Raw genomic sequence first — 21,889 nt, 5'->3', positions numbered from 1 at the left:
TTTGCAAGGAGGTTCAGATGTCATCGCCCGTAATTGTGATTGCCCAGCTTGAGGCCAAACCCGAATTTGCCGCCCAGTTTCGCGCCGCCTTGGGCCCCTTGATCGCGGCCACCTTGCAGGAGTCGGGCTGCCTGCACTATCAACTGCATCAGGATCTGGAGCATCCCCACAGCTGGATGCTCTACGAGGTGTGGGAGAGTGAAGCCGCCCTCACCACTCACCAGAGCCAACCCCACTTTATCGAGTTTCTCGCCAAGACCGATCCCTGGTTTGCCGACAGCACCATTCGCCGTTATCAGCCGCTGGGTACCTGAATGGCTCGTATCCCTGACGACGACACAAAGCCCCCCCTGCCCTTTGATCTGTAAAGAGGGGCCAACCAATTTGAGGAATAGCATGATGAAGATGCCCAACCTGGGTCTTGGAACCTTCCGCCTGTCCGGGCAACCCCTGCGTGACTCCCTGCTGCAGGGGCTTGAGCTTGGCTACCGCCATATCGACACCGCCCAGATCTACGCCAACGAGGCCGAAGTGGGCCAGCTGATGGCCGAGAGCGGCGTGCCCCGCCAGGATATCTACCTGACCACCAAGGTGTGGACCAGCGAGTTTGGCCAGGGCAAGGTGATCCCGAGCCTGGAGGTGAGTCTCGAAAAACTGGGCACCGACTATCTGGATCTGGCGCTGATCCACTGGCCTTCCCCCAGGGATGAGGTGCCGATGGCGGTCTATCTGACACAGCTGGCCGAGGCCAAAGCGCGGGGGCTGACCCGCGAGATCGGGGTCTCCAACTTCACCGTTGCCCAGCTTAAAGAGGCCATCGACATTCTGGGGCCGGGCGCCATCACCCACCAGCAGGTGGAAGTTCACCCCCTGCTGCAAAACCGCAAGGTGGTGGAGTTCTGCCAGGCACAGGGCATCGCCGTCACCGCCTATATGCCGCTCGCCTATGGCAAGGTGCTGAGTGAACCGCTGTTGATGGAGATCGGCAAGCGCCACGGCGTCTCTGCGGCCCAAGTGTCGCTCGCCTGGCTGCTGGCGCAGGGCATGGCGGTGATCCCGAGCTCCACCAGGCGGGAGAACCTGATCGCCAATCTGGCCGCCCTCAAGGTGACGCTCAGCAGCGATGAGATGGCTGTCATCGCCACCCTGGATCGAGGCGAGCGCTGCGCCAACCCGGACTTTGCCCCCGCCTGGGATAACTAAGCCGGGATGTAACGCCCCTGGTAGCCAAAAACAAGCCGGGCGAAGGCGCTCCCGCCTTCGCCCGGATTTGCGGGATAGATCCCGCTTGCTGCTTTATCACGCCCCGTCAATCGCCTCCCCTTAGGGTGCATTTGGGCAGAGCGCAGGATCAAACACTTGGTTCCAGTCCGACTTCATGTCAACCACCACCCAGCCCCGCGCCTTCGCCTGAGCCAACCCATCGACCAGCTTGCCGCTGGCCGGAGGGTGACTGTCATAGGCATATTCCCGCTTGGCGTCCGTGTGGTGGACCAGCAGACCAAAGGTACGGTAGTCGGGGTTGGTCGAGGTGTACTGCAGCATGGGCACATCGCCATCGCTGTTGCCAAAGGCCGCCACCGGGCGCTGTCCCATAAAGAGGTGGATGGCCGCCGGTTTGGCCTTGCCATCGTCATAGTAGGCCCCCGTCATGGTCTTGCGGATCGCTGACCCATCCTCCGTCAGGGTAAACTCCCCTTGCGCAAACGACCCCACCACCTGCTGCGGCGGTATGCCATACATAGGCTCCGCCAGCTCCCGGATAAAGTCGGCGCCACCACCGGAGACAATCCAGGTCTTGAAGCCGTTTTCCCGCAGATAGGTGAGCAGCTGCTTCATCGGCAGATAGCCAAGCTGGTTGTAGTGGCAGCCATAGCGGGGATCTTTTTTGCTGCTCACCCAGTTGTTCACCCGCTTGGCAAATTCCGTGGTGGTCATGCCGCTGTGCGTCAGGGCCACCAGTTGCACAAGCCCCTTCTCCCCCATCCTGGTCAGAGCCTTGAGATCATCGTTCAGCACAGCGGCGACGACGGGCTCTTTTTTCCACTCAGGGTGGTCTGGCGCCAGACGCTTAATCTCGTCTATCGCAAACTGCAGCTGAAACGTCAGGGGCGCCTCAGGCCACAGGGTGCCGTCATTATCAAACACTACAAAGCGCTTATCTTCCGGGATAAAGGTGGCTTTTTGCTGATCCGTGGCATCGGCCACCCATTTGATGATCGCCTGCTTGGTGGTTGTGTCATTCCAGGCGAAGAGGGGATCTTGCGGGGCGGCCTGGGCGGCAAAGGCACCGCACAGCAAAAGAAGGGAGGATAGTCCGGTCAGTTTCATCTTGTGTCCTGTTTTGCAAGGGAAAAGCCATGACTGGCAGCCCTGAGCGACATCCCCCGTCATGTATCCGGGCCACTCCTGCACCAGCACCTAAACCATCTACCGGAGCTTACCCCAACGCCCAACGAGTGCAATATGACACCACTGCCAATAGCCACAGCAAGCCAGGGGGAGAAGGCGATTAACGGCCAGATTGATGCGAATTGATCAAAAGTCATTTGAATATGCCGTCATTTTTGCCAACAAACTGCCTCGGCATACTGGCGCCATTCTCCCGTCGGGAGTCACCATCCAAGGAGTTGTTATGCCACTGGCGTTGTTTGCCCTCACCTTAAGTGCCTTTGCGATCGGCACCACCGAATTCGTGATCGTGGGGCTCATTCCCACCATCGCCGACCAGCTTCAGGTCTCGCTTCCCTCGGCGGGCCTCTTGGTCAGCCTCTATGCCCTTGGCGTGGCCATCGGCGCCCCTCTGCTCACGGCACTCACCGGCAAGGTGCCGCGCAAGTGGCTGCTGGTGGGGCTGATGGCGCTCTTCACCGCCGGCAACCTGCTGGCCTGGCAGGCGCCCGGTTACGAGAGCCTGATTGTGGCCCGCATCCTCACTGGGCTGGCTCATGGGGTCTTCTTCTCGGTGGGCAGCACCATCGCCACCGGGCTGGTAGTCAAAGAAAAGGCGGCCAGCGCCATCGCCATCATGTTCAGCGGCCTCACCGTGGCCCTGGTGACCGGCGTGCCGCTCGGTACCTGGATTGGCCAGGCGTTTGGCTGGCGCGAGACCTTTCTGGTGGTGAGCCTGCTCGGGATCGTCGCCATGGTGGGCAGCCTGCTGCTGATCCCCAATAACCTGCCCAAGGGGGCGGCCTCGACTATCCGCGATCAGCTCTCCGTGCTCACCAAAAAGCCCTTGCTGCTGGTCTATGCCAAGACGGCGCTGGGCTATGGCGGCGCCTTCACGGCGTTCACCTTCCTCGCCCCCATCCTGCAGCAGGTGAGCGGTTTTAGCGCCGGCGTGGTGAGCCTCATTTTGCTGGTATACGGGGTATCGGTCGCCGTCGGCAATATCTGGGGCGGCAAGCTCGCGGACAAGATGGGCCCCCTGCCAGCGCTGAAGCTGCTGTTTGCCGGTCTCGCGCTGGTGCTGCTGGTGCTCACCTTCACCGCCCCCCATCCGATGCTAGCAGTGCTCACCGTGCTGGTGTGGGGCGCCTTTGCCTTTGGCAACGTACCCGGGCTGCAGGTGCTGGTGGTCAAACAGGCCGAGCAGCACACTCCAAGGGCGGTGGACGTAGCCTCCGGCCTCAATATCGCCGCCTTCAACGTCGGCATTGCGCTGGGCTCCGTGGTCGGCGGCCTGGTGGTGGAGCACCTCGGCCTGATGCACACCCCCTGGATCGGCGCGCTGATCGTGCTGCTGGCCTACGGCCTCACCCATATCAGCGAGAAGCGTGAAGCCAGACTGGCGCTGGCAATCTAGTCCGCCACGCAACAAAACGAGAAGGCCGACATCCTGTGTCGGCCTTTTTCATTGGCAAGATGGCAATGGCTCAAGACTCCTTGAGATCCTCATCGGCGGCCCTGTTGCGCCTGCTGCCTGAGGCGCGCCTCTCCTCCCCCGACGGCGGCTACTTTCTCTGGCTCGAGTTTGACCCGCGCCTCGACAGCCGCTCCCTGCACGCCCGGGCGCTGGTCAGCGGTTTCTCGCTGGCGCCAGGCGCGCTCTTTTCCAGCAAGGGGCTGCACAACCACTGCCTGCGGCTCAACAGCTCCCATCCCTGGAGCGAGCAGTTGGAGGGGGCTCTCACCCGGCTGGCAGAGCTTATCCACCAGCAGCTGGACGCCATTCCCCCCAAAAAACAACAAGGCCCCGTAACGGGGCCTTATCGACAATCCATGTACTAACCGGGGATCAGGCGGGGGCATCCAGCTGGGCCACCTGGCGCTCTATGCTGCCTTTGAGGTTGTCATCGAGCTTGAGGGCGCGCGCCAGCTCGTCCAGATAACCGCGCTCCATAAAGTGATCCACGTCGATGGCAAGCAGGGAGGCAAGATAGACCTCGGTGGCCAGCTCCATGTCGGTCACTTCCCGCGCCAGGGCGTGGGGATCGAGGGGACGGGCCAGTTCATCATCAATCCAGCGCGCCGCATCGCTCTGGCCCTGTTCGGTCAGATACTGCTGGATCTTCTGGCGCTCGTCGTTATCGATATGGCCATCGGCCCGGGCCGCCGCCACCATGGCCCGCACCAGCAAAGCGGCTCTGGCATCCAGCGCGTTGCCCTGCAAGGTGCCGATGGGCTGGGTCGGCTGCGCCGGGCTGCCCTGCTGTGCCTGCCAATCCTGATAGAGCTTGTAGGCCAGACCGCCGAGGGCCGCCGCCCCACCGACCGCCGCCACCTTGCCACCATATTTGCGCATCTTCTTGTTGCCAAGCAGCAGGGCCATGGCCCCGGCCGCCAGGCCACCCTGAGCCATCCCCTTCATCTGCGCCTTGCGGCTGTCGCCGCCTTCGTTGAGCCAGCCCTTGCCAGCTCCCATCAATTGCTCCAGCATTTGTTTCATGGGACCTCCTCGTTGGATGGTGAACCATGCTGAACCTCCCCCACTGAACTCAAGGTGAATGGATGCCACTGCCCCGCCTGCTGTTACTGACTCTGCTGACCCTGATGGCGTTCGCCGCCAACTCGGTGCTCTGTCGGCTGGCCCTGTTTGAAGAGCGGATGGATCCCGCCCTCTTCACCCTGTTGCGCCTGACCAGCGGCGCCCTGGTACTGGTGCTGCTGTGCGGCGCGCGCAAAAAATCCCCCCGCCAGGGGGATTGGGGCGGTGCCCTGGCTCTTGTCATTTATGGCGCGGCGTTTTCATTTTCCTACCTCACCCTGACCACGGGCACCGGCGCCCTGCTGCTATTTGCCGCCGTGCAGATCAGCATGCTGGCTCCCCCCCTGCTGCGTGGAGAGGCCCTGCCCCGGCGCCAGTGGCTCGGTCTGCTGCTCGCCATGGCGGGTCTGGTGGTCTTGTTGCTACCCGGCCTCAGCGCGCCGGATCCGCTGGGGGCAACCCTGATGATAGTGGCCGGCATCGCCTGGGCCGGTTATACCCTGCGGGCCTCGCGCTTTGCCGATCCCGTCGCCGCCAATGCCGGCCATTTTCTGCGCGCAAGTCTGCCGGCCGCCCTGCTCTATCTGTTGCTCGGGCAGTTGCAGACCAGCCCCGCCGCCATCGGTTATGCCCTGGCCTCGGGAGCGCTGGCCTCCGGCCTGGGTTATGCACTCTGGTATCTGGTGCTGCCTCATCTTGGCCGCACCCTGGCCGCCAGCGTCCAGCTGCTGGTGCCCCTGCTCGCCGCCCTGGCCGGGCTCATCTGGTTGGATGAGTCCTGGTCACTGCGCTTGGTATTGTCGACCCTGGGCATCTTGGGGGGGATTGCCCTGGTGATTGCCGGACGCCCCCCTTCAGGAGAAAAATCATCATGAAGATGCTCGTACTGCTGCTCGGTTGTGCCCTCTCGCTCCCCCTGCTGGCCGCAGTGGAGGACAGGGATGCTAAACAGGCCAAGCTGGATGCCGCCTGCCAGCAGGCCCAGCAACAGCTGGTCGAACAGGGCAAGCAACAGCGGATCGACGCCTGCATCAAGGCGGGCGGCAAGGCCGCCAAGTGCCAGCAGGAGTTCGCCAGCTTCGGCCAGCGGGAGGGCAACAAACGCCCTGCCCTTGGCGACCTGCCCCCCTGCCAGCAGGCAGAAATCTACCGCAAGAGTTACCGGCAATGAACCCGGATCAAGGAGAGTACATGAGCCCACCCCGCGAGTTGACCCTGCAATTTCTGGCCGAACCTGCCGATGTGAATTTCGGCGGCAAGGTGCATGGCGGCATGGTGATGAAATGGATCGATCAGGCGGGCTATGCCTGCGCCGCCGGCTGGTGCAGCGGCTATGCGGTCACCGTCTATGTGGGGGGGATCCGCTTTTTGCGCCCTATCCAGATAGGCCAGCTGGTGGAGGTACACGCCCAGGTGATCCACACTGGCACCACCAGCATGCACCTGGCGGTAGATGTCTACAGCCGCCACCCCACTGAGGCCCAGCGTCACAAGACCACCCACTGCATCATCATCTTCGTTGCCATGGACGAGCAGGGCAAACCGACCCAGGTACCCCAGTGGCAACCGGTCTCGGCCGCCGATCTGCAGTTGCAGCTCTACGCCAAAAAATTGATGGCCCTGCGCGAGGAGATAGACAAGGAGATGCGCCAGCACCTCTAACCCCAGTCAGTCGGGACGGCGCCCCGTGTATAATGGCGCTTTTCCCTTACCGGAGCCCCCCATGTCACTGGAAAATGCCCCCCCCGAGGTCCAGCTCGCGGTGGATCTTATCGAACTGCTGGAAACCAACCGGATCGATCCGGCCCTTGCTCTCGCGGCGCTCGCCATCGTCCAGCAGGATTACCAGCGTAAGCTGGAAGAGGGACGGGATCACTGACTCCAGCCTCTTTCCCAAAGCAATACACCGGCCTGATGGCCGGTGTATATGCGAGTGAGTCGATGGCAACAGCGCGATCAGACAAGGCGCCCTAGCGCCCCTTCTTCTGCCGCCCACCCTGACCGGTGCGCGGCTTGCCCGCGGCGGGTTTGCCTCCCTTGTTCGGGGCTCCTTTGCCAGCACCGCCTTTTGCTGCGCCACCTTTACCGCCCTTGCCGACCGGGGTTTTCTTCTCGAATGCTTCCGGGCCCGGCACATTGGGGCGTCCACCAATTTCGTGGTCATCATCCCGGCGCGGTTTTTTGCCCTGTCCAGGTTTGCCTCCTTGCCCCAGGTTGCCAGCCCCCTTGTTGCCCTGCGGGGCCGAGCCCTGCTTGCCCTTGGCCGGTTTCACCTCGGAGGAGGAGTCCTCAATCAGCTTGAACAGCTCAATGAGCTCGTCACCGTCAAGATCGCGCCACTCGCCCACCGGCAACCCCTTGAGGCTGACGTTCATGATGCGAATGCGCTCAAGCTTGGTTACCTCGAAGCCAAAGTGCTCGCACATGCGGCGGATCTGGCGGTTCAGCCCCTGCACCAGCGTGATGCGAAACACGAACGGCGCCTCTTTTTTCACCTTGCACTTCTTGGTGACGGTGCCGAGGATCGGCACCCCGGCAGCCATCCCTTTGATAAAGTCGTCGGTCACCGGCTTGTCGACGGTCACCAGATACTCTTTCTCGTGATCGTTGCCTGCCCGCAGGATCTTGTTGACCAGATCGCCGTGGTTGGTGAGAAAAATAAGGCCCTGGGAGTCCTTGTCGAGCCGGCCGATGGGAAAGATGCGGGTGCTGTGGTTGACGAAGTCGACGATGTTGTCCTTCTCACCCGCCTCCGTGGTGCTGACAATGCCCACCGGCTTGTTCAGCGCGATAAACACCAGGCTGTCAGCCTCGCGCGGTTCGATCACCTGACCGTTGACCTTGACCAGATCCCCGGCAAACACCTGATCCCCCACCCCGGCCCGCTTGCCGTTGATGAAGACGTGGCCCTGCTCGATAAAGCGGTCGGCCTCGCGGCGCGAACAGATGCCGCTCTCGCTGATGTACTTGTTCAGGCGCATGGATTCATCGGCCAGCATGGGTCACCTGCCTGCGGGCAGAAGCCTCGCCTCGTTGAACTCTGGTATTGTTTGCCAGCGAGGGCTCGGTCAGCGGCATCAACCGCGTCACCGCATCAAGTTTTTGCATAGTTTTCCATCTTAAAAAGGGCAAAGGCCAGCTTATCCGTCAAAAATGGCGACACAGTAGCATATTGCCAGCTTTAACACGCCGGATACTTGCTCGCGGCGCCCCTCTGCCGGCCAAAATGCGCCAGGGGTCACGCCTCTCCCTCCCGTTACACCTGTTCATCGTTATTTGGTTGTTATGCACAGGCTCCGTTTCTGCGCCATACGGAGCTAATAATTTCTTGCTATTTATTAATCAAAAATGCATAAAAAGATTTTCCTCAACACGAATTATCTTGTGCCCATCGCCCTGACTCTCGGTAGTTTTCGACGATTGGCACAATAATCGGCGGCAAGCCCGTCATTAAGTCGGATCTGTGTCTGCGTCCAAGCGACTTATAACCTCAAAAATTTGGATGCAGGGCATGTGCTTTTCTCTGGCAAGAGGCCAATTTCACCCTTCACTACAGGAGTTACAGATGAGTCATTCCCTATCCCGGGCGGACTTCCTGGCGCAGGTCGCCAGCCGCAATCCCCACCAGCCGGAGTTTATTCAGGCGGTCAGCGAGGTGCTTGCCTCCATCTGGCCCTATGTCGAGCGCCATCCCCGCTATCTGCAACATGGCCTGCTGGAGCGACTGGTAGAGCCGGAGCGGCTGATCCAGTTTCGCATCAGCTGGGTGGACGATCAGGGCCAGGTACAGGTAAACCGTGGCTACCGCGTCCAGCACAGCTCCGCCATCGGCCCCTTCAAGGGGGGGATGCGTTTTCACCCCTCGGTGGATCTCTCTGTGCTCAAGTTCCTCGCCTTCGAGCAGACCTTCAAGAATGCCCTCACCACTCTGCCCATGGGCGGTGGCAAGGGAGGCAGCGATTTCGACCCCAAGGGCAAGAGCGAAGGAGAGGTGATGCGTTTTTGCCAGGCGCTGATGCTGGAGCTCCATCGCCATCTGGGGGCCAACACCGACGTGCCGGCCGGTGATATCGGCGTCGGTGGGCGCGAGGTGAGCTACATGACCGGCATGATGAAGAAGCTCACCAACAGCGCCGAGTGCGTCTTTACCGGCAAGGGGCTCTCCTTTGGCGGCAGCCTCATCCGCCCTGAGGCCACCGGCTATGGCCTGCTCTATTTCGCCCAGGCTATGCTGGCCCATCGCGGCCAGTCGCTGGCGGGCATGACGGTGTCGGTGTCGGGCTCGGGCAACGTGGCCCAGTACGCCATCGAGAAGGCGATGGAGCTGGGAGCCCGTGTCATCACCGCCTCCGACTCCGGTGGTACCGTGTACGATCCCGACGGCTTCACCCCTGAGAAGCTGGCCCGGTTGATGGAACTCAAGAACGAGCAGCGCAAGCGCATCGCCGATTACGCCTATGAACTGGGGCTCGAGTATTACAGTGGCCGCACCCCCTGGCATATCGCCACCCAGGTCGCCCTGCCCTGCGCCACCCAAAACGAACTGCTGGAGGAAGATGCCCGCGAGCTTATCGCCCATGGGGTGCAACTGGTCGCCGAGGGCGCCAATATGCCGAGCAGCGCCGAGGCTATCGCGCTATTTCACGAGGCCAAGGTGCTGTTTGCCCCGGGCAAGGCGGCTAACGCCGGCGGGGTGGCCACCTCGGGCCTTGAGATGAGCCAGAATGCCCAACGCCTTGGCTGGAGCCGGGAAGAGGTGGATGCCCGCCTCAAGGGGATCATGACCAGCATCCACGCCACCTGCGTACGTTACGGCCAGGATGAGGAGGGTCATGTGAACTATGAAAGCGGCGCCAATATCGCCGGTTTCGTCAAGGTGGCCGATGCCATGCTGGCGCAGGGGGTCTGCTAACTCCGCCCATCCCATCTCGATGGGGTGGCCTGAACGAGCGCCCTCTCCCGCCAATAACAACGGCTGCCCATGGCTGCCGTTGTTGTCTCTCCGCTCCACTTCACCGTTATTTCACCCAAGCATGGCAGGCTGCTCACTCCCCCTTTCTCACCGCATGTTGCGGACAAGGAGCACCCCATGACAAGACTCGGCATTTTGCTCATTCTGGCAGGGCTCGGCTGTTTTCTGGCCTTTCATCAGATAGGCGCCACTCTGGATACTCAAGAAGTCCTCCATGAGCCATTCGCCCTGATCCCTCTGGGCTATCTGCTGCTCTTCGCAGGCGCATTGTTAGCCCTGCTTGTTCCGCTGCACTCGGTACTGCGCAGACGCGCCGCCAAGGGTGAATGAGGCAAGGCCCCAAGAGGTCAGCGATAGCGGCTTATTTCGATAAGGTTCCGATCCGGGTCGAGGAGATAGACCGACTCGATGGGCCCGCAGGCACCGCTCTTTATCACAGGCCCCTCCATTATCTCGACATCCAGGCTCGCAAGCTGGGCCAGCACCTGATCCAGAGGCCAGCGGGTAATGAGGCAGAGATCCCCCGAGCCTACCTGCGCCCGGTTGCGCGGCTCCTGCCCGAGCAGTTGCAAATTGATCTTCTGGTTGCCAAAGCGCAAGGCGCGGCGCCCCTCGCCAAAGGTAACGGCCTCCATATTGAGCACTGTGCTGTAAAATGCCACCGAGCGTTCGATATCGCTGACTGTCAGTACCAGATGGTCGATATGGCTGATCATGCTTCCTCCCTGATTTCCTATCATTGGGCATACCCAGCGTTATCAAAATCAAGTGCGTCTTGTACATTGTCTGCCAACTCATTAATTTTAAAGAAATTTTATTACCTTTAGCAGGACATTATAATCTACATGTTGACACGAAGGCTCATATGATGCCTTATTGAAAGGCTTATATATGATATTTAATTGGTAACCAATCTTCAAAAATGAGGAAAAGAAATGTCTATCAGACCAATTAACTTTCGTACATCTTTTATCAAAACACTCTCGACGGTTGAGGTTGATCCATCAAGATCTAATCAACATGAGTTTAATGGTGTAGCTCAGCTGAAAAGATTATTTGGAGACCAAAAGGTAGAAATGTTTGCATCTTTCTCAGTTAGGGGTTCTGATAGGACATTTATATCAAAATTAACATGGTATGATGCAAGAGAGATGCATCCAACTCGCTCCGAGTATCGCCTTTACTTTCAGACTAATCCAGTAATGGACCAAGCTAATGCTGGAGATAATATTGTTATAGGTTTTGATACCGAAGGAGAAATTCATTGTGAGCTTATTAAGAAAGGTAGCGTTGATTATAAATCAACTCCAGAATGGGTAAAGTTTTAAATATACATTAAACTCTATGCAGTATTATTATGCCGGTGCATAACATTTGTTTATAACCGGCATATCAACGTCAAATAATTTCCATTTCTTTGCCACCAGAGATACATCCATGATTATTAGAATTCTGTAACCACCAAGTGATAACCTCAATTAATTTATCTTTATCATGTTTTTTCTTTCCTTTTAATGCACACTCCCAAATTATAAGCCGTTTAATTCCCAGAGCCGTCAGTTCTTTCTGGTGTAACAAGTCTCGTTGTTGATTAGATGTAATCTTGACCTTCCAGAATTCCTCATTGCTACGCGGCCATTTGAATAAATGGCACATGTGGCCATGCCAAAAACAACCATTGACTTCGATTACTGCTTTCCAGCGCGGTAACCAGATATCAGGAGTACCAGGTAAACGCCGTTCATGAACGCGATAACGGAAGCCCGCACGGTACAACATCTGTCTAACTTGAAGCTCTGGCGTGGTGTTAGCATTCTTGACACCAGCCATAAAGCGACTTCTTGTCTCTGCGTTTACAACGTCAGGCATATAGATACTCGTTTGAGATCTGGTTGTAGATACTGTATTTTTTTACAGCCTTGAGCATTCTCTCTGGGTAAAATGAGTGATAAGATTCCCGACAACTACTGTAACACCCGCCAGATTTGGATATGAAACACTCAATACACTCCGTTTACAACTCCCCTGAAGAAGATCAGACCTTCATAGTGAAACGTCAGGTCGAAGACCGTCGTCTAGTGGATAAGGTCCTCGAAATCTACGATCAGAAGCAAGTTGCTGAAAAATTGCGCTCCATCGGCGATAACGATTGGAGCCGTGAAGCTCTAAACCGTTGGCTGAATGGCAAGATTGAACAAAAACCGCTGACTCATGTTGAAACCGAAATGCTGAAAGAGCTAATACCCTCCCCTCCCAAGCATCATGGCAACTATGACTTCAAATTTATTGACTTATTTGCAGGTATTGGCGGTATTCGCAAAGGTTTTGAAGATATTGGCGGTCAGTGTGTTTTTACCAGTGAGTGGAATGAACAAGCCGTCAGAACTTACAAAGCCAACTGGTACTGTGATGAAAATCAACATAAGTTCAATTCCGACATCCGTGAAATCACCATGCCGGACAATGACGACCGTGATTTTGTCTATGCACATATAGATAAAGAAATTCCGGATCACGACATACTGCTTGCCGGTTTCCCATGTCAACCATTCTCATTAGCCGGTGTATCCAAGAAAAATTCGCTTGGACGTGCTCATGGATTTGAGTGCGAAGCTCAAGGAACCTTGTTCTTTGATGTGGCTCGTATCATTGATGCCAAACGACCAACAGCCTTTGTTCTTGAAAACGTAAAAAACCTGAAAAGCCATGACAAAGGAAATACATTCCGGGTAATCAAGGAAGCGTTGACCGAGTTGGGTTATTGGGTTTCAGACTTGGATGTTAATGGTGCGAACGACCCTAAAATCATAGATGGCAAACACTTCATCCCTCAGCACCGTGAACGTATTGTTCTGGTCGGTTTCAGAAAAGACCTGAACCTTCATGAAGGTTTTACTTTAAAAGATGTTGCCACATTATTCCCAAAGAACAGGATTACTTTCTCTGATTTGCTTGAACCAGCTGAAAAGGTTGACTCAAAATATATCTTAACCCCCAAGCTGTGGTCTTATTTATATCAATATGCTAAAAAGCATCAAGCGAAAGGAAATGGTTTCGGTTATGGTCTGGTTGACCCCAAAAACCCGGCTACGATCGCCAGAACACTGTCAGCCCGTTATCATAAAGACGGATCTGAAATTCTAATTGATCGTGGCTGGGATATGACATTAGCGGAGTCAGACTTCAATAATGAACAAAACCAGCTAAACAGGCCACGTCGCCTGACCCCCAGAGAGTGTGCAAGGCTGATGGGATTTGAAAAACCGGGTGAATATAACTTCAAGATCCCAGTGTCAGACACCCAAGCCTATCGCCAATTTGGCAACTCTGTAGTAGTTCCGGTATTTTCAGCTGTGGCCAGACTTATGAAACCATACATAATGAAAACAAAGAATAAATAACGAAGCAGCCCGCCATAAAATCTTGGCGGGCTCATTCTGATTATTGAAGGCTCTTCACCTCATCAATAAAATCTCTAAACGACATTAACCAAGATCGCTGCTCAGGTGCATAAGTTTGCTGGACAGTCGTCGGCACAACTAGTTGCAAATGATTTGCCTGCATTTGTATTGTCTGATTTTCACTGATTGCTGGTTCCATAGTAATCAAATGCTTACGCCCTACTCTCGCAGCCTCTGCCAGAACTTGGCGCCATCTATCTTTACAGGTTGTTTTTGCCCCTAATATTCTTATTTTTTCTGAAGGAAAATTTTTATCTGCATAACTGGTAGAGCTTGGAAATATAAAGTCTGGTTTCTGACGTTCTTCGGTTAAACCACCTCGTTCGAAATGAACCCCCGACTTATTTAAGATAAACTCAATATGATTTTCAAACGCATGGCCACTACGAGATTTGCGACGATTCTGTACGCTCAGGGAGAAGCGAACAAATTCATCTACATCATCACCATTTTCACCAAAACCAGCCAACAGTGTTTCTTTTACAATATGTTTTTCCAGTTGCCGAAACGCAGACTCTTCTACCTCCATCCATTCAATCAATGCCTCATCCGGCTGCTCGACAGGACAGATTCCTTTTGCAAGGGTGCGTGTAAATTCAGAGAAATCACGTGTTTTTGGAAACACTGAGCCGAACTTATCCAAAAGCATATTGAGATAATCTGGACCACTATGACCGATCTCTATGCCATACCGAGCAAGCATTAACCGGATAGGAACAGCCAACCCCATGTCAATAGGTAGCCGAGTTAGTCCTTTATCGCGGGCTTCAATACTCCTGGCCCCAAATAGTGATCGAATCTGCAATTCAAAATCGCTATACGGAGGACAAAATATCATCAAGAGAGAGCCTTCTCGGGTCAGGGCAATCAGGAAAAAATCTCCAGGCTGGAAACGATTGCTGACATCATTTGATTTGTAGTAAAGACGCCACTCTGCCCCACGGTCCTCTTTCTGATAACGAGCATCATACCAAGTCACAATATCTTCCGAGACCAGTGGTTCATCATAACTTTCGCTCAAATAGACCATAGTCGCCCGGATGTTACGTTGACTTCCATCATCGGGCATCCCAAGCTCCCGGCCAATACCAGCATTGACCAGACCACCAATTTCATGTTGATGGGAACTTTTTGGATCTGCATCGACGATTGACAGGTACTTGAATGCAGCAGAAGAAAAAACGTCAGTAAGCTGTTCAAACATGTTGATTGCTCTATCTACAGGCGAGAAGGCTATAGAGTAACCTGCATGATTTCCTTATGCATCAATATGTTACACATTAGTGACAACATCACTGCCCTCAATCTTCAAACTGTGCAAGCATTCACATTACGCACGTATCAACTAACCATTCTCTCTCGCACGAAAGATACTCAGGGCCTCCCAGAACTATGCTGATATTGTCTCTTTGACTAATAACCCTGTCCCCTTGCGGTTGTTTAACGTGCCCTAAAATCAGATAATACCGCCCGCCTTCAAACCGGATAACCCGACATTCGATGACTGAGTACCTGCTTTTATTGATCGGCACCGTGCTGGTTAACAACTTCGTGCTGGTGAAATTCCTCGGCCTGTGCCCCTTCATGGGGGTCTCCGGCAAGCTGGAAACCGCCATCGGCATGGGGCTCGCCACCACCTTCGTGATGACCCTCGCCAGTGCCAGCTCCTATCTGGTGGAGCACTATATCCTGCTACCGCTGGATATCGTCTACCTGCGCACCCTCGCCTTTATCCTGGTGATCGCCGTGGTGGTGCAATTTACCGAGATGGTGGTGCGCAAGAGCAGCCCCACCCTCTATCGCCTGCTGGGAATCTTCCTGCCCCTCATCACCACCAACTGCGCCGTACTCGGGGTGGCGCTGCTGAGCATCAATGAGCGTCACAACTTTATCCAGAGCGTGATTTACGGCTTTGGCGCGGCGCTTGGCTTCTCGCTGGTGCTGATCCTGTTTGCCGCCATGCGCGAGCGACTGGTGGCCGCCGATGTGCCCGCCCCCTTTCGCGGGGTTTCGATTGCCATGATCACTGCCGGCCTGATGTCGCTGGCCTTTATGGGCTTTACCGGCCTAATCAAGATATAACCATGATCCATATTCTCTTTGCCATTCTGGTGCTCACCCTGCTGGCGCTGGCGTTCGGGATTATCCTGGGCTTTGCCGCCGTCAAGTTTCATGTGGAAGAGGATCCCGTCGTCGATCAGCTCGACGCCCTGCTTCCCCAGACCCAGTGCGGCCAGTGCGGCTACCCGGGCTGCAAGCCCTACGCCGAGGCGGTTGCCGGTGGCGACGCCATCAACAAGTGCGTGCCCGGTGGCGACGCCACCATGCGCAAGATTGCCGATCTGATGGGGGTCGAACCCCAGCCGCTCGGCGGGGGGGACGAGGCCGCCGTGCCGGTCAAGAAGGTCGCCTTTATCCACGAAGATCAGTGCATCGGTTGCACCAAGTGCATCCAGGCCTGCCCGGTAGACGCCATCGTCGGCGCCACCAAGGCGATGCACACCGTGATCGCCAGCGAATGTACCGGCTGCGATCTCTGTGTCGACCCCTGCCCCACCGATTGCATCGAGATGATCCCGGTGCCGACCACGGTCGATAACTGGAAGTGGGATCTCAACAACGTCATCATCCCGGTCAAGGTAGTGGAGTAACCATGCAGTCCTTACTCGAACATATCAAAGCCGGCACCTTGTGGGATTTTCACGGCGGTATTCATCCGGCCGACAACAAACGTCAGTCGAGCCAGACCCCAGTGGTGGACGCAGGTCTGCCACCGCAACTCATCATTCCGGTGCGCCAGCACGCGGGCCTGGCCGGCGATCTGCTGGTACAGGTAGGCGATCGGGTCAAGAAGGGCCAACCCCTGACCCGTTACGCCAAGGGGCGGATCGTGCCGGTTCATGCCCCCACCTCGGGCACCATCACCGAGATTGGCAACCACACGGTTGCCCACCCCTCCGGCCTCGACGATCTCTGCATCACCCTCACCCCGGATGGCGAGGATGCCTGGGGCGAGCGCAATGGCAAACCCGACTACTGGAATCTGGAGCGGGGCGAGCTGCTCGAGCGCATCCAGCAAGCGGGCATCGCGGGCCTCGGGGGCGCCGTCTTCCCCACCCACAGCAAGCTCGATGGCCGTGGCCAGCTCACCGAGATCCTGATCGTCAACGGGCTGGAGTGCGAGCCCTACATCACCACCGACGATCGGCTGATGCAGCAATACGCCGACGAAATCATGGATGGCATCCGGGTACTCAAGCACCTGCTCAAACCCAAGCTCACCCTGATCGGGGTGGAAGACAACAAGCCGGAAGCCATCGACCAGCTGACCCGCCACGCCACCGACGAGGACGTGCTGGTCAAGACGGTGCCCACCAAGTACCCCTCGGGCGGTGCCAAGCAGACCATTGAGCTGCTCACCGGTCGTCAGGTACCCAAAGGGGGTCGGGCGGTCGATATTGGCATCATGGTGCTCAACGTCGCCACCGTGTTTGCCATCAAGCGCGCCATCATCGACGGCGAGCCGCTGATCGAGCGGATCGTCACCCTCACCGGCGACAGCTTCAAACAGCCCGGCAACGCCTGGGTGCGCCTGGGCACGCCGGTGCGCTGGCTACTGCAACGCTTCGAGCTGCAACCCGAGGCGGATCAGCGGGTCATCATGGGGGGCCCCATGATGGGCTTTACCCTGCCCCACGCCATGGTGCCCGTTGTCAAGGCGACCAACTGTCTGCTGGCACCGACCCGTGCCGAACTGCCCTTCCCCGGTCCGGAACAGGCCTGCATCCGTTGCAGCGCCTGTGCCGATGCCTGTCCGGCCACCCTGCTGCCCCAGGAGCTCTACTGGTACAGCCGGGCCAGGGAATACGACAAGGCCGAGCAGCTCAACCTGTTCGACTGCATCGAGTGCGGCGCCTGCGCCTGGGTCTGCCCGAGCGAAATCCCGCTGGTGCAGTACTACAAGATTGCCAAGGACGATATTCGCGAGGCGCGGGCCGAAGCCGAGAAAGCCGAGCGTGCCAAGCAGCGCTTCGAAGCCAAGCAGGCCCGTTTCGAGCGGGAAAAAGCGGCCCGCGAGGCTCGCCATGCCGAAGCCGCCGCCCAGCGCCGTCAGGCCATGACGGCCGCCGGTGGTGAAGATCCGGTGGCCGCTGCCCTTGCCCGCATCAAGGCCAAGCAGGAGGCCCCTGTCACAGCCGTTGCCGCCACCGCACAAGGCTTGCCCGACAACAGCGCAGTGATCGCCGCCCGCGAGGCTCGCAAACGGGAGGCAGAAGCGCGCCGCGCAGCCAAGGCGGCTGAAGCGTCGGTTGCCGCAGCGAGTAACACCACAGCCACTGCCGAGGCGGATCCAAAAAAAGCGGCTATCGCCGCTGCACTGGCGCGGGCCAAGGCCAGGAAAGCCGCCCAGAGCGATGACGCCGAGGCAGCACAGACCGCTACATCAGATACGCCTGTGAGCGCCGTCGATAGCGATCCGAAAAAAGCCGCCATCGCGGCGGCCATTGCCCGTGCCAAGGCCAAGAAAGCCCGGGCTGGCGATGAGGCTGGTGCCACCGAGCCAACCGCTGACAACAAAGTGGCTCAGGCCGAACCGGCAAGCTCCGAGGTCGATCCCAAGAAGGCAGCCATTGCCGCGGCCATCGCTCGCGCCAAGGCCAAGAAGCTGGCCCAAAGCGGCGAAGGCAATCAGCTAGAAGCGACGCCGATCCCTGAAGCAAGCGAGGCCCCGGCCGAGCCGGCAGGCACCGAGGTCGACCCCAAAAAGGCAGCCATTGCCGCCGCCATCGCTCGTGCCAAGGCCAAGAAGCTGGCCCAAAACGGCGAAGGCAATCAGGTAGAGGCGACGCCTGCCCCTGAAGCAAGCGAGGCCCCAGCCGAGCAGACCAGCACCGAGGTCGACCCAAAGAAGGCCGCCATTGCCGCCGCCGTGGCCCGGACCAAGGCCAAAAAGCTGGCGCAGCAGCAGGGTGAGGCGGATCACGCTGAGGCAACGCCAGCCCCTGAAGCAAGCGAGGATCAGGCCGAGCCGGCAGGCACCGAGGTCGATCCCAAGAAAGCCGCCATTGCCGCCGCCATCGCTCGTGCCAAGGCCAAAAAGCTGGCCCAAAGCGGCGAAGGCAATCAGCTAGAAGCGACGCCGATCCCTGAAGCAAGCCGGGCTCCAGCCGAGCCAGCCAGCACCGGGGTTGATCCCAAGAAGGCGGCCATTGCCGCCGCCGTGGCCCGGGCCAAGGCCAAGAAGCTGGCGGCACAAGCGGCGGCCAATACCGGTGCCAGTGCCACTGAAACGTCGCCGAGCGAAGGCTCATCGCCACACTGATCGTTACAACAGAGGTAACCGACTTCTCCATGTTCAATATCGCGACTGCGCCGTTTGCCCATAACCGCAAACAGACCCGAACCCTGATGCTGCTGGTGATCCTCGCCTGCGTGCCGGGTTTTCTGGCCCAGACCTGGTTCTTCGGCTGGGGCACCCTTATCCAGATCCTGCTGGCGCTGGTGACCGCGCTGGGCTGCGAGGCGCTGGTGCTCAAGCTTCGTGGCCGGGCCATCAAGCCCGCCCTGCTGGATGGCAGCGCGGCCCTGACCGCCGTGCTGATCGGCCTCTCCCTGCCACCACTGCTGCCCTGGTGGATGCTGGTGGTGGGCACGGCGTTTGCCGTCATCATCGCCAAGCACCTCTATGGTGGCCTTGGCCAGAACCTGTTCAACCCGGCCATGGTGGCCTATGTGCTGCTGCTGGTCTCCTTCCCGGTGCAGATGACCAGCTGGTTGCCGCCAGAGAGCGTGCGGGCCTATGACTTGGGCCTTGGCGACGCCCTGTCGGTGATCTTCACCGGTTTTAGCCTCGACGGCTACAGCATGGCCCAGCTCAAGCAAGGGGTGGATGGCCTCACCATGGCCACCCCGCTCGATACCCTGAAGACGGGCCTGACCCAGGGGCTGACCACCAGCGAGATCCTGAGCGGCCCGCTGTTTGAAGGCTGGGGCGGCATCGGCTGGAGCTGGGTAAACCTGGGCTACCTGCTGGGGGGCCTGTTCCTACTGCAACAGAAGGTGATCAACTGGCGCATTCCGGTGGCGGTGCTCGGCGCCCTGCTGGTCTCAGCCACCCTCGGCTATCTGCTGAGCCCGGATGCCACCGGCACCCCCATCTTCCATCTGTTCAGCGGCGCCACCATGCTGGGGGCCTTCTTTATCGCCACCGACCCGGTGACGGCCAGCACCACGCCCCGTGGCCGCTTGGCTTACGGGGTGCTTATCGGCGTGCTGGTCTATATTATTCGCCGCTTTGGCGGCTACCCGGATGCCTTTGCCTTTGCCGTGCTGCTGGCCAACCTCTGCGTCCCGCTGATCGATAGCCTGACTCGCCCGAAAGTGTATGGAGCCCGTCGCAAATGATCTCTCTTCGTCCTCTTGTCACCGCCGCCGGAGCCCTGTCATGTTAAAAAGCATGGGAAAAAACGGCCTGATCCTGGCCCTGTTCGCGCTGGGTTGCACCGCACTGGTGGTGCTGACCCACGAATTGACCAAAGAGAAAGTGGCCCAGCAGCAGCAGCGGGAAAAGTTGCAAACCCTCTCGGCCCTGCTGCCGGAGGGAAGTTATGACAACGATCTGGTGGCCAGTTGCAAGCTGGTGACCAGCCGCAAATACCTGGGCAGCGATCAGCCCCAGGCCCTCTACACCGCCACCAAGGGGGGCGTCGCCACCGGCTATGCACTGGAGACCATAGCGCCGGACGGTTACAGTGGAGCCATCCGCCTGATTGTCGGCATCGATGCCAAAGGCACGATCAGCGCGGTGCGGGTACTCGAGCACAAGGAGACCCCTGGCCTTGGCGACAAGATTGAGCTGAAAAAATCGGGCTGGATCAACAGCTTCGCCGGCAAGTTCCTGAGTGCGGACAACGAGGCCAGCTGGGCGGTGACCAAGGATGGCGGCGAGTTCGACGCCTTCACCGGCGCCACCATCACGCCGCGCGCCGTGGTCAAGGCAGTGAAGAACCTGCTGACACTGCAGCAAAAGCATCCTGAATGGCTAAGCAACGCCCCGGCCTGTCCGGCGGCCCAATAACCGGAGTCGATCCCGTCATGACACAGATGGAACAGATTGAAACGGGCACGGTCCCAACAGCCGAGCCGGACAACCGCAAACGCGAATTCAAGGAGCTGATGGTGCAGGGGCTGTGGAAGAACAACCCCTCTCTGGTGCAGGTGCTGGGCTTGTGCCCGACCCTCGCCGTCTCCTCCACCTTTACCAACGCTCTGGGACTGGGCCTGGCCACCATGGCGGTATTGATCGGCTCAAACCTCGCTGTCTCTCTGGTACGCAACTGGGTGCCGAAAGATATCCGCATCCCGGTCTACGTGATGATCATCGCCTCCCTGGTGACCAGCGTGCAGCTGCTGATGAACGCCTACACCTATGGGCTCTATCAGGCGCTCGGCATCTTCATCGCGCTCATCGTCACCAACTGCGTCATCATAGGCCGGGCCGAGGCCTATGCCTCCAAGAACCCGCCGTTGCTGGCCGTCATCGACGGCTTCATGATGGGGCTGGGCTTTACCCTGGTGCTGCTGCTGCTGGGGGCGATGCGCGAGATCATCGGCATGGGCACCCTGTTTGACGGTGCCGAACTGCTGCTCGGCGACTGGGCCAAATCCCTGCGCATCGAGCTGTTCCACGCCGATGCCAGCCTGCTGCTGGCCATTTTGCCACCGGGCGGCTTCATCGGTCTGGGGCTGCTCATCGCCGCCAAGAATGCCATCAATGACTGGCGCCACGAAAAGCAGTCGGCCACCATAGTCCACTGCAGCGTGCCCCCCGCCAGAGCGCGGGCAACCCAGCTCTGAGACAAGAGGGAGCCATGAACAACCAGAAACGCCGCCAGATCCTGGAGCGGCTGCGGGAGCACAATCCCCACCCCACGACCGAGCTCAACTTCAACTCGCCGTTCGAGCTCCTGATCGCCGTGCTGCTCTCGGCCCAGGCGACCGATGTGAGCGTCAACAAGGCGACCGACAAGCTCTATGCCGTGGCCAATACCCCGGCGGCCATGCTGGCCCTCGGGGTGGACGGGGTGAAGGAGTACATCAAGACCATAGGCCTCTTTAACACCAAGGCCGAGAACGTCATCAAGACCTGCACCATACTGCTCGATCGCCACGGCGGCGAGGTGCCGGAAAATCGCGAGGCGCTGGAGGCCCTGCCAGGGGTGGGTCGCAAGACCGCCAACGTGGTACTCAATACCGCCTTTGGCTGGCCCACCATCGCCGTTGACACCCATATCTTTCGCGTGTCGAACCGCACCGGTTTTGCGGTGGGCAAGAACGTGGATCAGGTGGAGGAGAAGCTGCTCAAGGTGGTCCCTGCCGAGTTCAAGCTGGACGTACACCACTGGCTGATCCTGCACGGACGCTACACCTGTCTGGCTCGCAAACCGCGCTGCGGCTCCTGTATCATCGAAGACTTGTGCGAGTACAAAGAAAAGGTCTACCCGGAGAGCTGAGCCCGGTGACCTG

The 21,889-nt window shown here is 58.3% G+C and carries 24 protein-coding genes and 1 pseudogene; 19 read left to right on the top strand and 6 right to left on the bottom strand.

Going from position 1 to position 21,889, the window contains the following annotated elements; all coding sequences use genetic code 11:
• The first annotated feature begins 17 nt into the window (after positions 1 to 17).
• Complete coding sequence (locus ACB028_RS07085) at positions 18 to 314, top strand: putative quinol monooxygenase (RefSeq protein ID WP_342016763.1); 297 nt, start codon at positions 18 to 20, stop codon at positions 312 to 314.
• A gap of 82 nt (positions 315 to 396) precedes the next feature.
• On the top strand, positions 397 to 1,203 hold the full coding sequence (gene dkgB, locus ACB028_RS07080; protein ID WP_371143855.1) for a 2,5-didehydrogluconate reductase DkgB: 807 nt from the start codon (positions 397 to 399) through the stop codon (positions 1,201 to 1,203).
• A 120-nt stretch (positions 1,204 to 1,323) separates the two neighbouring features.
• Here dkgB and ACB028_RS07075 read toward each other — a convergent pair whose 3' ends face one another.
• Positions 1,324 to 2,331, bottom strand: coding sequence for an HAD family hydrolase (locus tag ACB028_RS07075; RefSeq protein ID WP_371143854.1), 1,008 nt, complete (start codon positions 2,329 to 2,331; stop codon positions 1,324 to 1,326).
• A gap of 304 nt (positions 2,332 to 2,635) precedes the next feature.
• Between ACB028_RS07075 and ACB028_RS07070 the strand changes: the two genes are divergently transcribed.
• Together ACB028_RS07070 and ACB028_RS07065 are read left to right on the top strand one after the other, a co-directional pair.
• Positions 2,636 to 3,808 carry an MFS transporter gene (locus tag ACB028_RS07070; RefSeq protein WP_371143853.1) on the top strand — a complete coding sequence of 391 codons (1,173 nt, stop codon included), beginning with the start codon at positions 2,636 to 2,638 and terminating at the stop codon, positions 3,806 to 3,808.
• Positions 3,809 to 3,903: 95 nt separating this feature from the next.
• Positions 3,904 to 4,233: pseudogene (locus ACB028_RS07065) on the top strand (PLP-dependent aminotransferase family protein); the annotation flags it as partial.
• A 7-nt stretch (positions 4,234 to 4,240) separates the two neighbouring features.
• Here ACB028_RS07065 and ACB028_RS07060 read toward each other — a convergent pair.
• Complete coding sequence (locus tag ACB028_RS07060) at positions 4,241 to 4,891, bottom strand: tellurite resistance TerB family protein (protein WP_061475716.1); 651 nt, start codon at positions 4,889 to 4,891, stop codon at positions 4,241 to 4,243.
• Between the two features lie 62 nt (positions 4,892 to 4,953).
• Between ACB028_RS07060 and ACB028_RS07055 the strand changes: the two genes are divergently transcribed.
• From ACB028_RS07055 to rsmS, 4 genes are all read left to right on the top strand, one after another.
• Positions 4,954 to 5,805, top strand: a complete 852-nt coding sequence (locus tag ACB028_RS07055) for a DMT family transporter (protein ID WP_042069877.1) — start codon at positions 4,954 to 4,956, stop codon at positions 5,803 to 5,805.
• Positions 5,802 to 6,101, top strand: coding sequence for a hypothetical protein (locus tag ACB028_RS07050; protein WP_042069880.1), 300 nt, complete (start codon positions 5,802 to 5,804; stop codon positions 6,099 to 6,101). The genes ACB028_RS07055 and ACB028_RS07050 overlap by 4 nt, the downstream gene beginning before the upstream one ends.
• 20 nt (positions 6,102 to 6,121) lie before the next feature.
• Positions 6,122 to 6,592: an acyl-CoA thioesterase gene (locus ACB028_RS07045; RefSeq protein ID WP_042069882.1), complete on the top strand. Its 471-nt coding sequence runs from the start codon at positions 6,122 to 6,124 to the stop codon at positions 6,590 to 6,592.
• A 61-nt stretch (positions 6,593 to 6,653) separates the two neighbouring features.
• Positions 6,654 to 6,809, top strand: a complete 156-nt coding sequence (rsmS, locus tag ACB028_RS07040) for a pleiotropic regulatory protein RsmS (RefSeq protein WP_082037565.1) — start codon at positions 6,654 to 6,656, stop codon at positions 6,807 to 6,809.
• A 91-nt stretch (positions 6,810 to 6,900) separates the two neighbouring features.
• On the opposite strand, the gene rluF is transcribed toward rsmS, so the two are convergent.
• The gene (gene rluF, locus ACB028_RS07035) at positions 6,901 to 7,929 is read right to left on the bottom strand and encodes a 23S rRNA pseudouridine(2604) synthase RluF (RefSeq protein ID WP_042069883.1); all 1,029 of its coding nucleotides are present in this window, start codon (positions 7,927 to 7,929) and stop codon (positions 6,901 to 6,903) included.
• A 566-nt stretch (positions 7,930 to 8,495) separates the two neighbouring features.
• On the opposite strand from rluF, the gene gdhA reads away from it, so the two are divergent.
• Positions 8,496 to 9,842, top strand: coding sequence for an NADP-specific glutamate dehydrogenase (gene gdhA / locus ACB028_RS07030; protein WP_042069885.1), 1,347 nt, complete (start codon positions 8,496 to 8,498; stop codon positions 9,840 to 9,842).
• Between the two features lie 177 nt (positions 9,843 to 10,019).
• On the top strand, positions 10,020 to 10,232 hold the full coding sequence (locus ACB028_RS07025; RefSeq protein ID WP_061475720.1) for a DUF3955 domain-containing protein: 213 nt from the start codon (positions 10,020 to 10,022) through the stop codon (positions 10,230 to 10,232).
• A gap of 17 nt (positions 10,233 to 10,249) precedes the next feature.
• Here the strand turns inward: ACB028_RS07025 and ACB028_RS07020 are convergent, their stop codons facing one another.
• Complete coding sequence (locus ACB028_RS07020; RefSeq protein ID WP_371143852.1) at positions 10,250 to 10,618, bottom strand: VOC family protein; 369 nt, start codon at positions 10,616 to 10,618, stop codon at positions 10,250 to 10,252.
• 219 nt (positions 10,619 to 10,837) lie between these two features.
• Between ACB028_RS07020 and ACB028_RS07015 the strand changes: the two genes are divergently transcribed.
• Entirely contained in the window at positions 10,838 to 11,230 is a 393-nt protein-coding gene (locus tag ACB028_RS07015; RefSeq protein ID WP_082791866.1) for a type II restriction endonuclease, read from the top strand.
• Between the two features lie 70 nt (positions 11,231 to 11,300).
• Here ACB028_RS07015 and ACB028_RS07010 read toward each other — a convergent pair whose 3' ends face one another.
• Positions 11,301 to 11,771: a very short patch repair endonuclease gene (locus tag ACB028_RS07010; protein ID WP_371143851.1), complete on the bottom strand. Its 471-nt coding sequence runs from the start codon at positions 11,769 to 11,771 to the stop codon at positions 11,301 to 11,303.
• A 122-nt stretch (positions 11,772 to 11,893) separates the two neighbouring features.
• Between ACB028_RS07010 and ACB028_RS07005 the strand changes: the two genes are divergently transcribed.
• Positions 11,894 to 13,303: a DNA cytosine methyltransferase gene (locus ACB028_RS07005; RefSeq protein WP_371143850.1), complete on the top strand. Its 1,410-nt coding sequence runs from the start codon at positions 11,894 to 11,896 to the stop codon at positions 13,301 to 13,303.
• Between the two features lie 40 nt (positions 13,304 to 13,343).
• On the opposite strand, the gene ACB028_RS07000 is transcribed toward ACB028_RS07005, so the two are convergent.
• Positions 13,344 to 14,567 carry a type II restriction endonuclease gene (locus ACB028_RS07000; protein ID WP_371143849.1) on the bottom strand — a complete coding sequence of 408 codons (1,224 nt, stop codon included), beginning with the start codon at positions 14,565 to 14,567 and terminating at the stop codon, positions 13,344 to 13,346.
• A 296-nt stretch (positions 14,568 to 14,863) separates the two neighbouring features.
• Between ACB028_RS07000 and rsxA the strand changes: the two genes are divergently transcribed.
• The 7 genes from rsxA to nth are packed head-to-tail and all read left to right on the top strand — an operon-like array spanning position 14,864 to position 21,876.
• Positions 14,864 to 15,445 (top strand): electron transport complex subunit RsxA, encoded by a 582-nt coding sequence (gene rsxA / locus ACB028_RS06995; protein WP_042028612.1) that lies wholly within the window; start codon positions 14,864 to 14,866, stop codon positions 15,443 to 15,445.
• A gap of 2 nt (positions 15,446 to 15,447) precedes the next feature.
• Positions 15,448 to 16,014: an electron transport complex subunit RsxB gene (gene rsxB / locus ACB028_RS06990; RefSeq protein ID WP_026458166.1), complete on the top strand. Its 567-nt coding sequence runs from the start codon at positions 15,448 to 15,450 to the stop codon at positions 16,012 to 16,014.
• A gap of 2 nt (positions 16,015 to 16,016) precedes the next feature.
• Positions 16,017 to 18,686: an electron transport complex subunit RsxC gene (rsxC, locus tag ACB028_RS06985; protein ID WP_371143848.1), complete on the top strand. Its 2,670-nt coding sequence runs from the start codon at positions 16,017 to 16,019 to the stop codon at positions 18,684 to 18,686.
• A 29-nt stretch (positions 18,687 to 18,715) separates the two neighbouring features.
• Complete coding sequence (rsxD, locus tag ACB028_RS06980; protein WP_042028609.1) at positions 18,716 to 19,768, top strand: electron transport complex subunit RsxD; 1,053 nt, start codon at positions 18,716 to 18,718, stop codon at positions 19,766 to 19,768.
• 40 nt (positions 19,769 to 19,808) lie between these two features.
• On the top strand, positions 19,809 to 20,441 hold the full coding sequence (gene rsxG, locus ACB028_RS06975) for an electron transport complex subunit RsxG (protein ID WP_042028608.1): 633 nt from the start codon (positions 19,809 to 19,811) through the stop codon (positions 20,439 to 20,441).
• Between the two features lie 26 nt (positions 20,442 to 20,467).
• Complete coding sequence (locus ACB028_RS06970) at positions 20,468 to 21,220, top strand: electron transport complex subunit E (RefSeq protein WP_201981678.1); 753 nt, start codon at positions 20,468 to 20,470, stop codon at positions 21,218 to 21,220.
• Between the two features lie 14 nt (positions 21,221 to 21,234).
• Positions 21,235 to 21,876, top strand: a complete 642-nt coding sequence (nth, locus tag ACB028_RS06965; protein WP_224209911.1) for an endonuclease III — start codon at positions 21,235 to 21,237, stop codon at positions 21,874 to 21,876.
• The last annotated feature ends 13 nt before the right edge of the window (positions 21,877 to 21,889 follow it).

Source organism: Aeromonas sp. S9(2024) (assembly GCF_041403185.1).
GTDB classification, from domain to species: Bacteria; Pseudomonadota; Gammaproteobacteria; order Enterobacterales; family Aeromonadaceae; genus Aeromonas; species Aeromonas enteropelogenes.
This window is presented reverse-complemented; position numbering and strand designations above follow the sequence as displayed.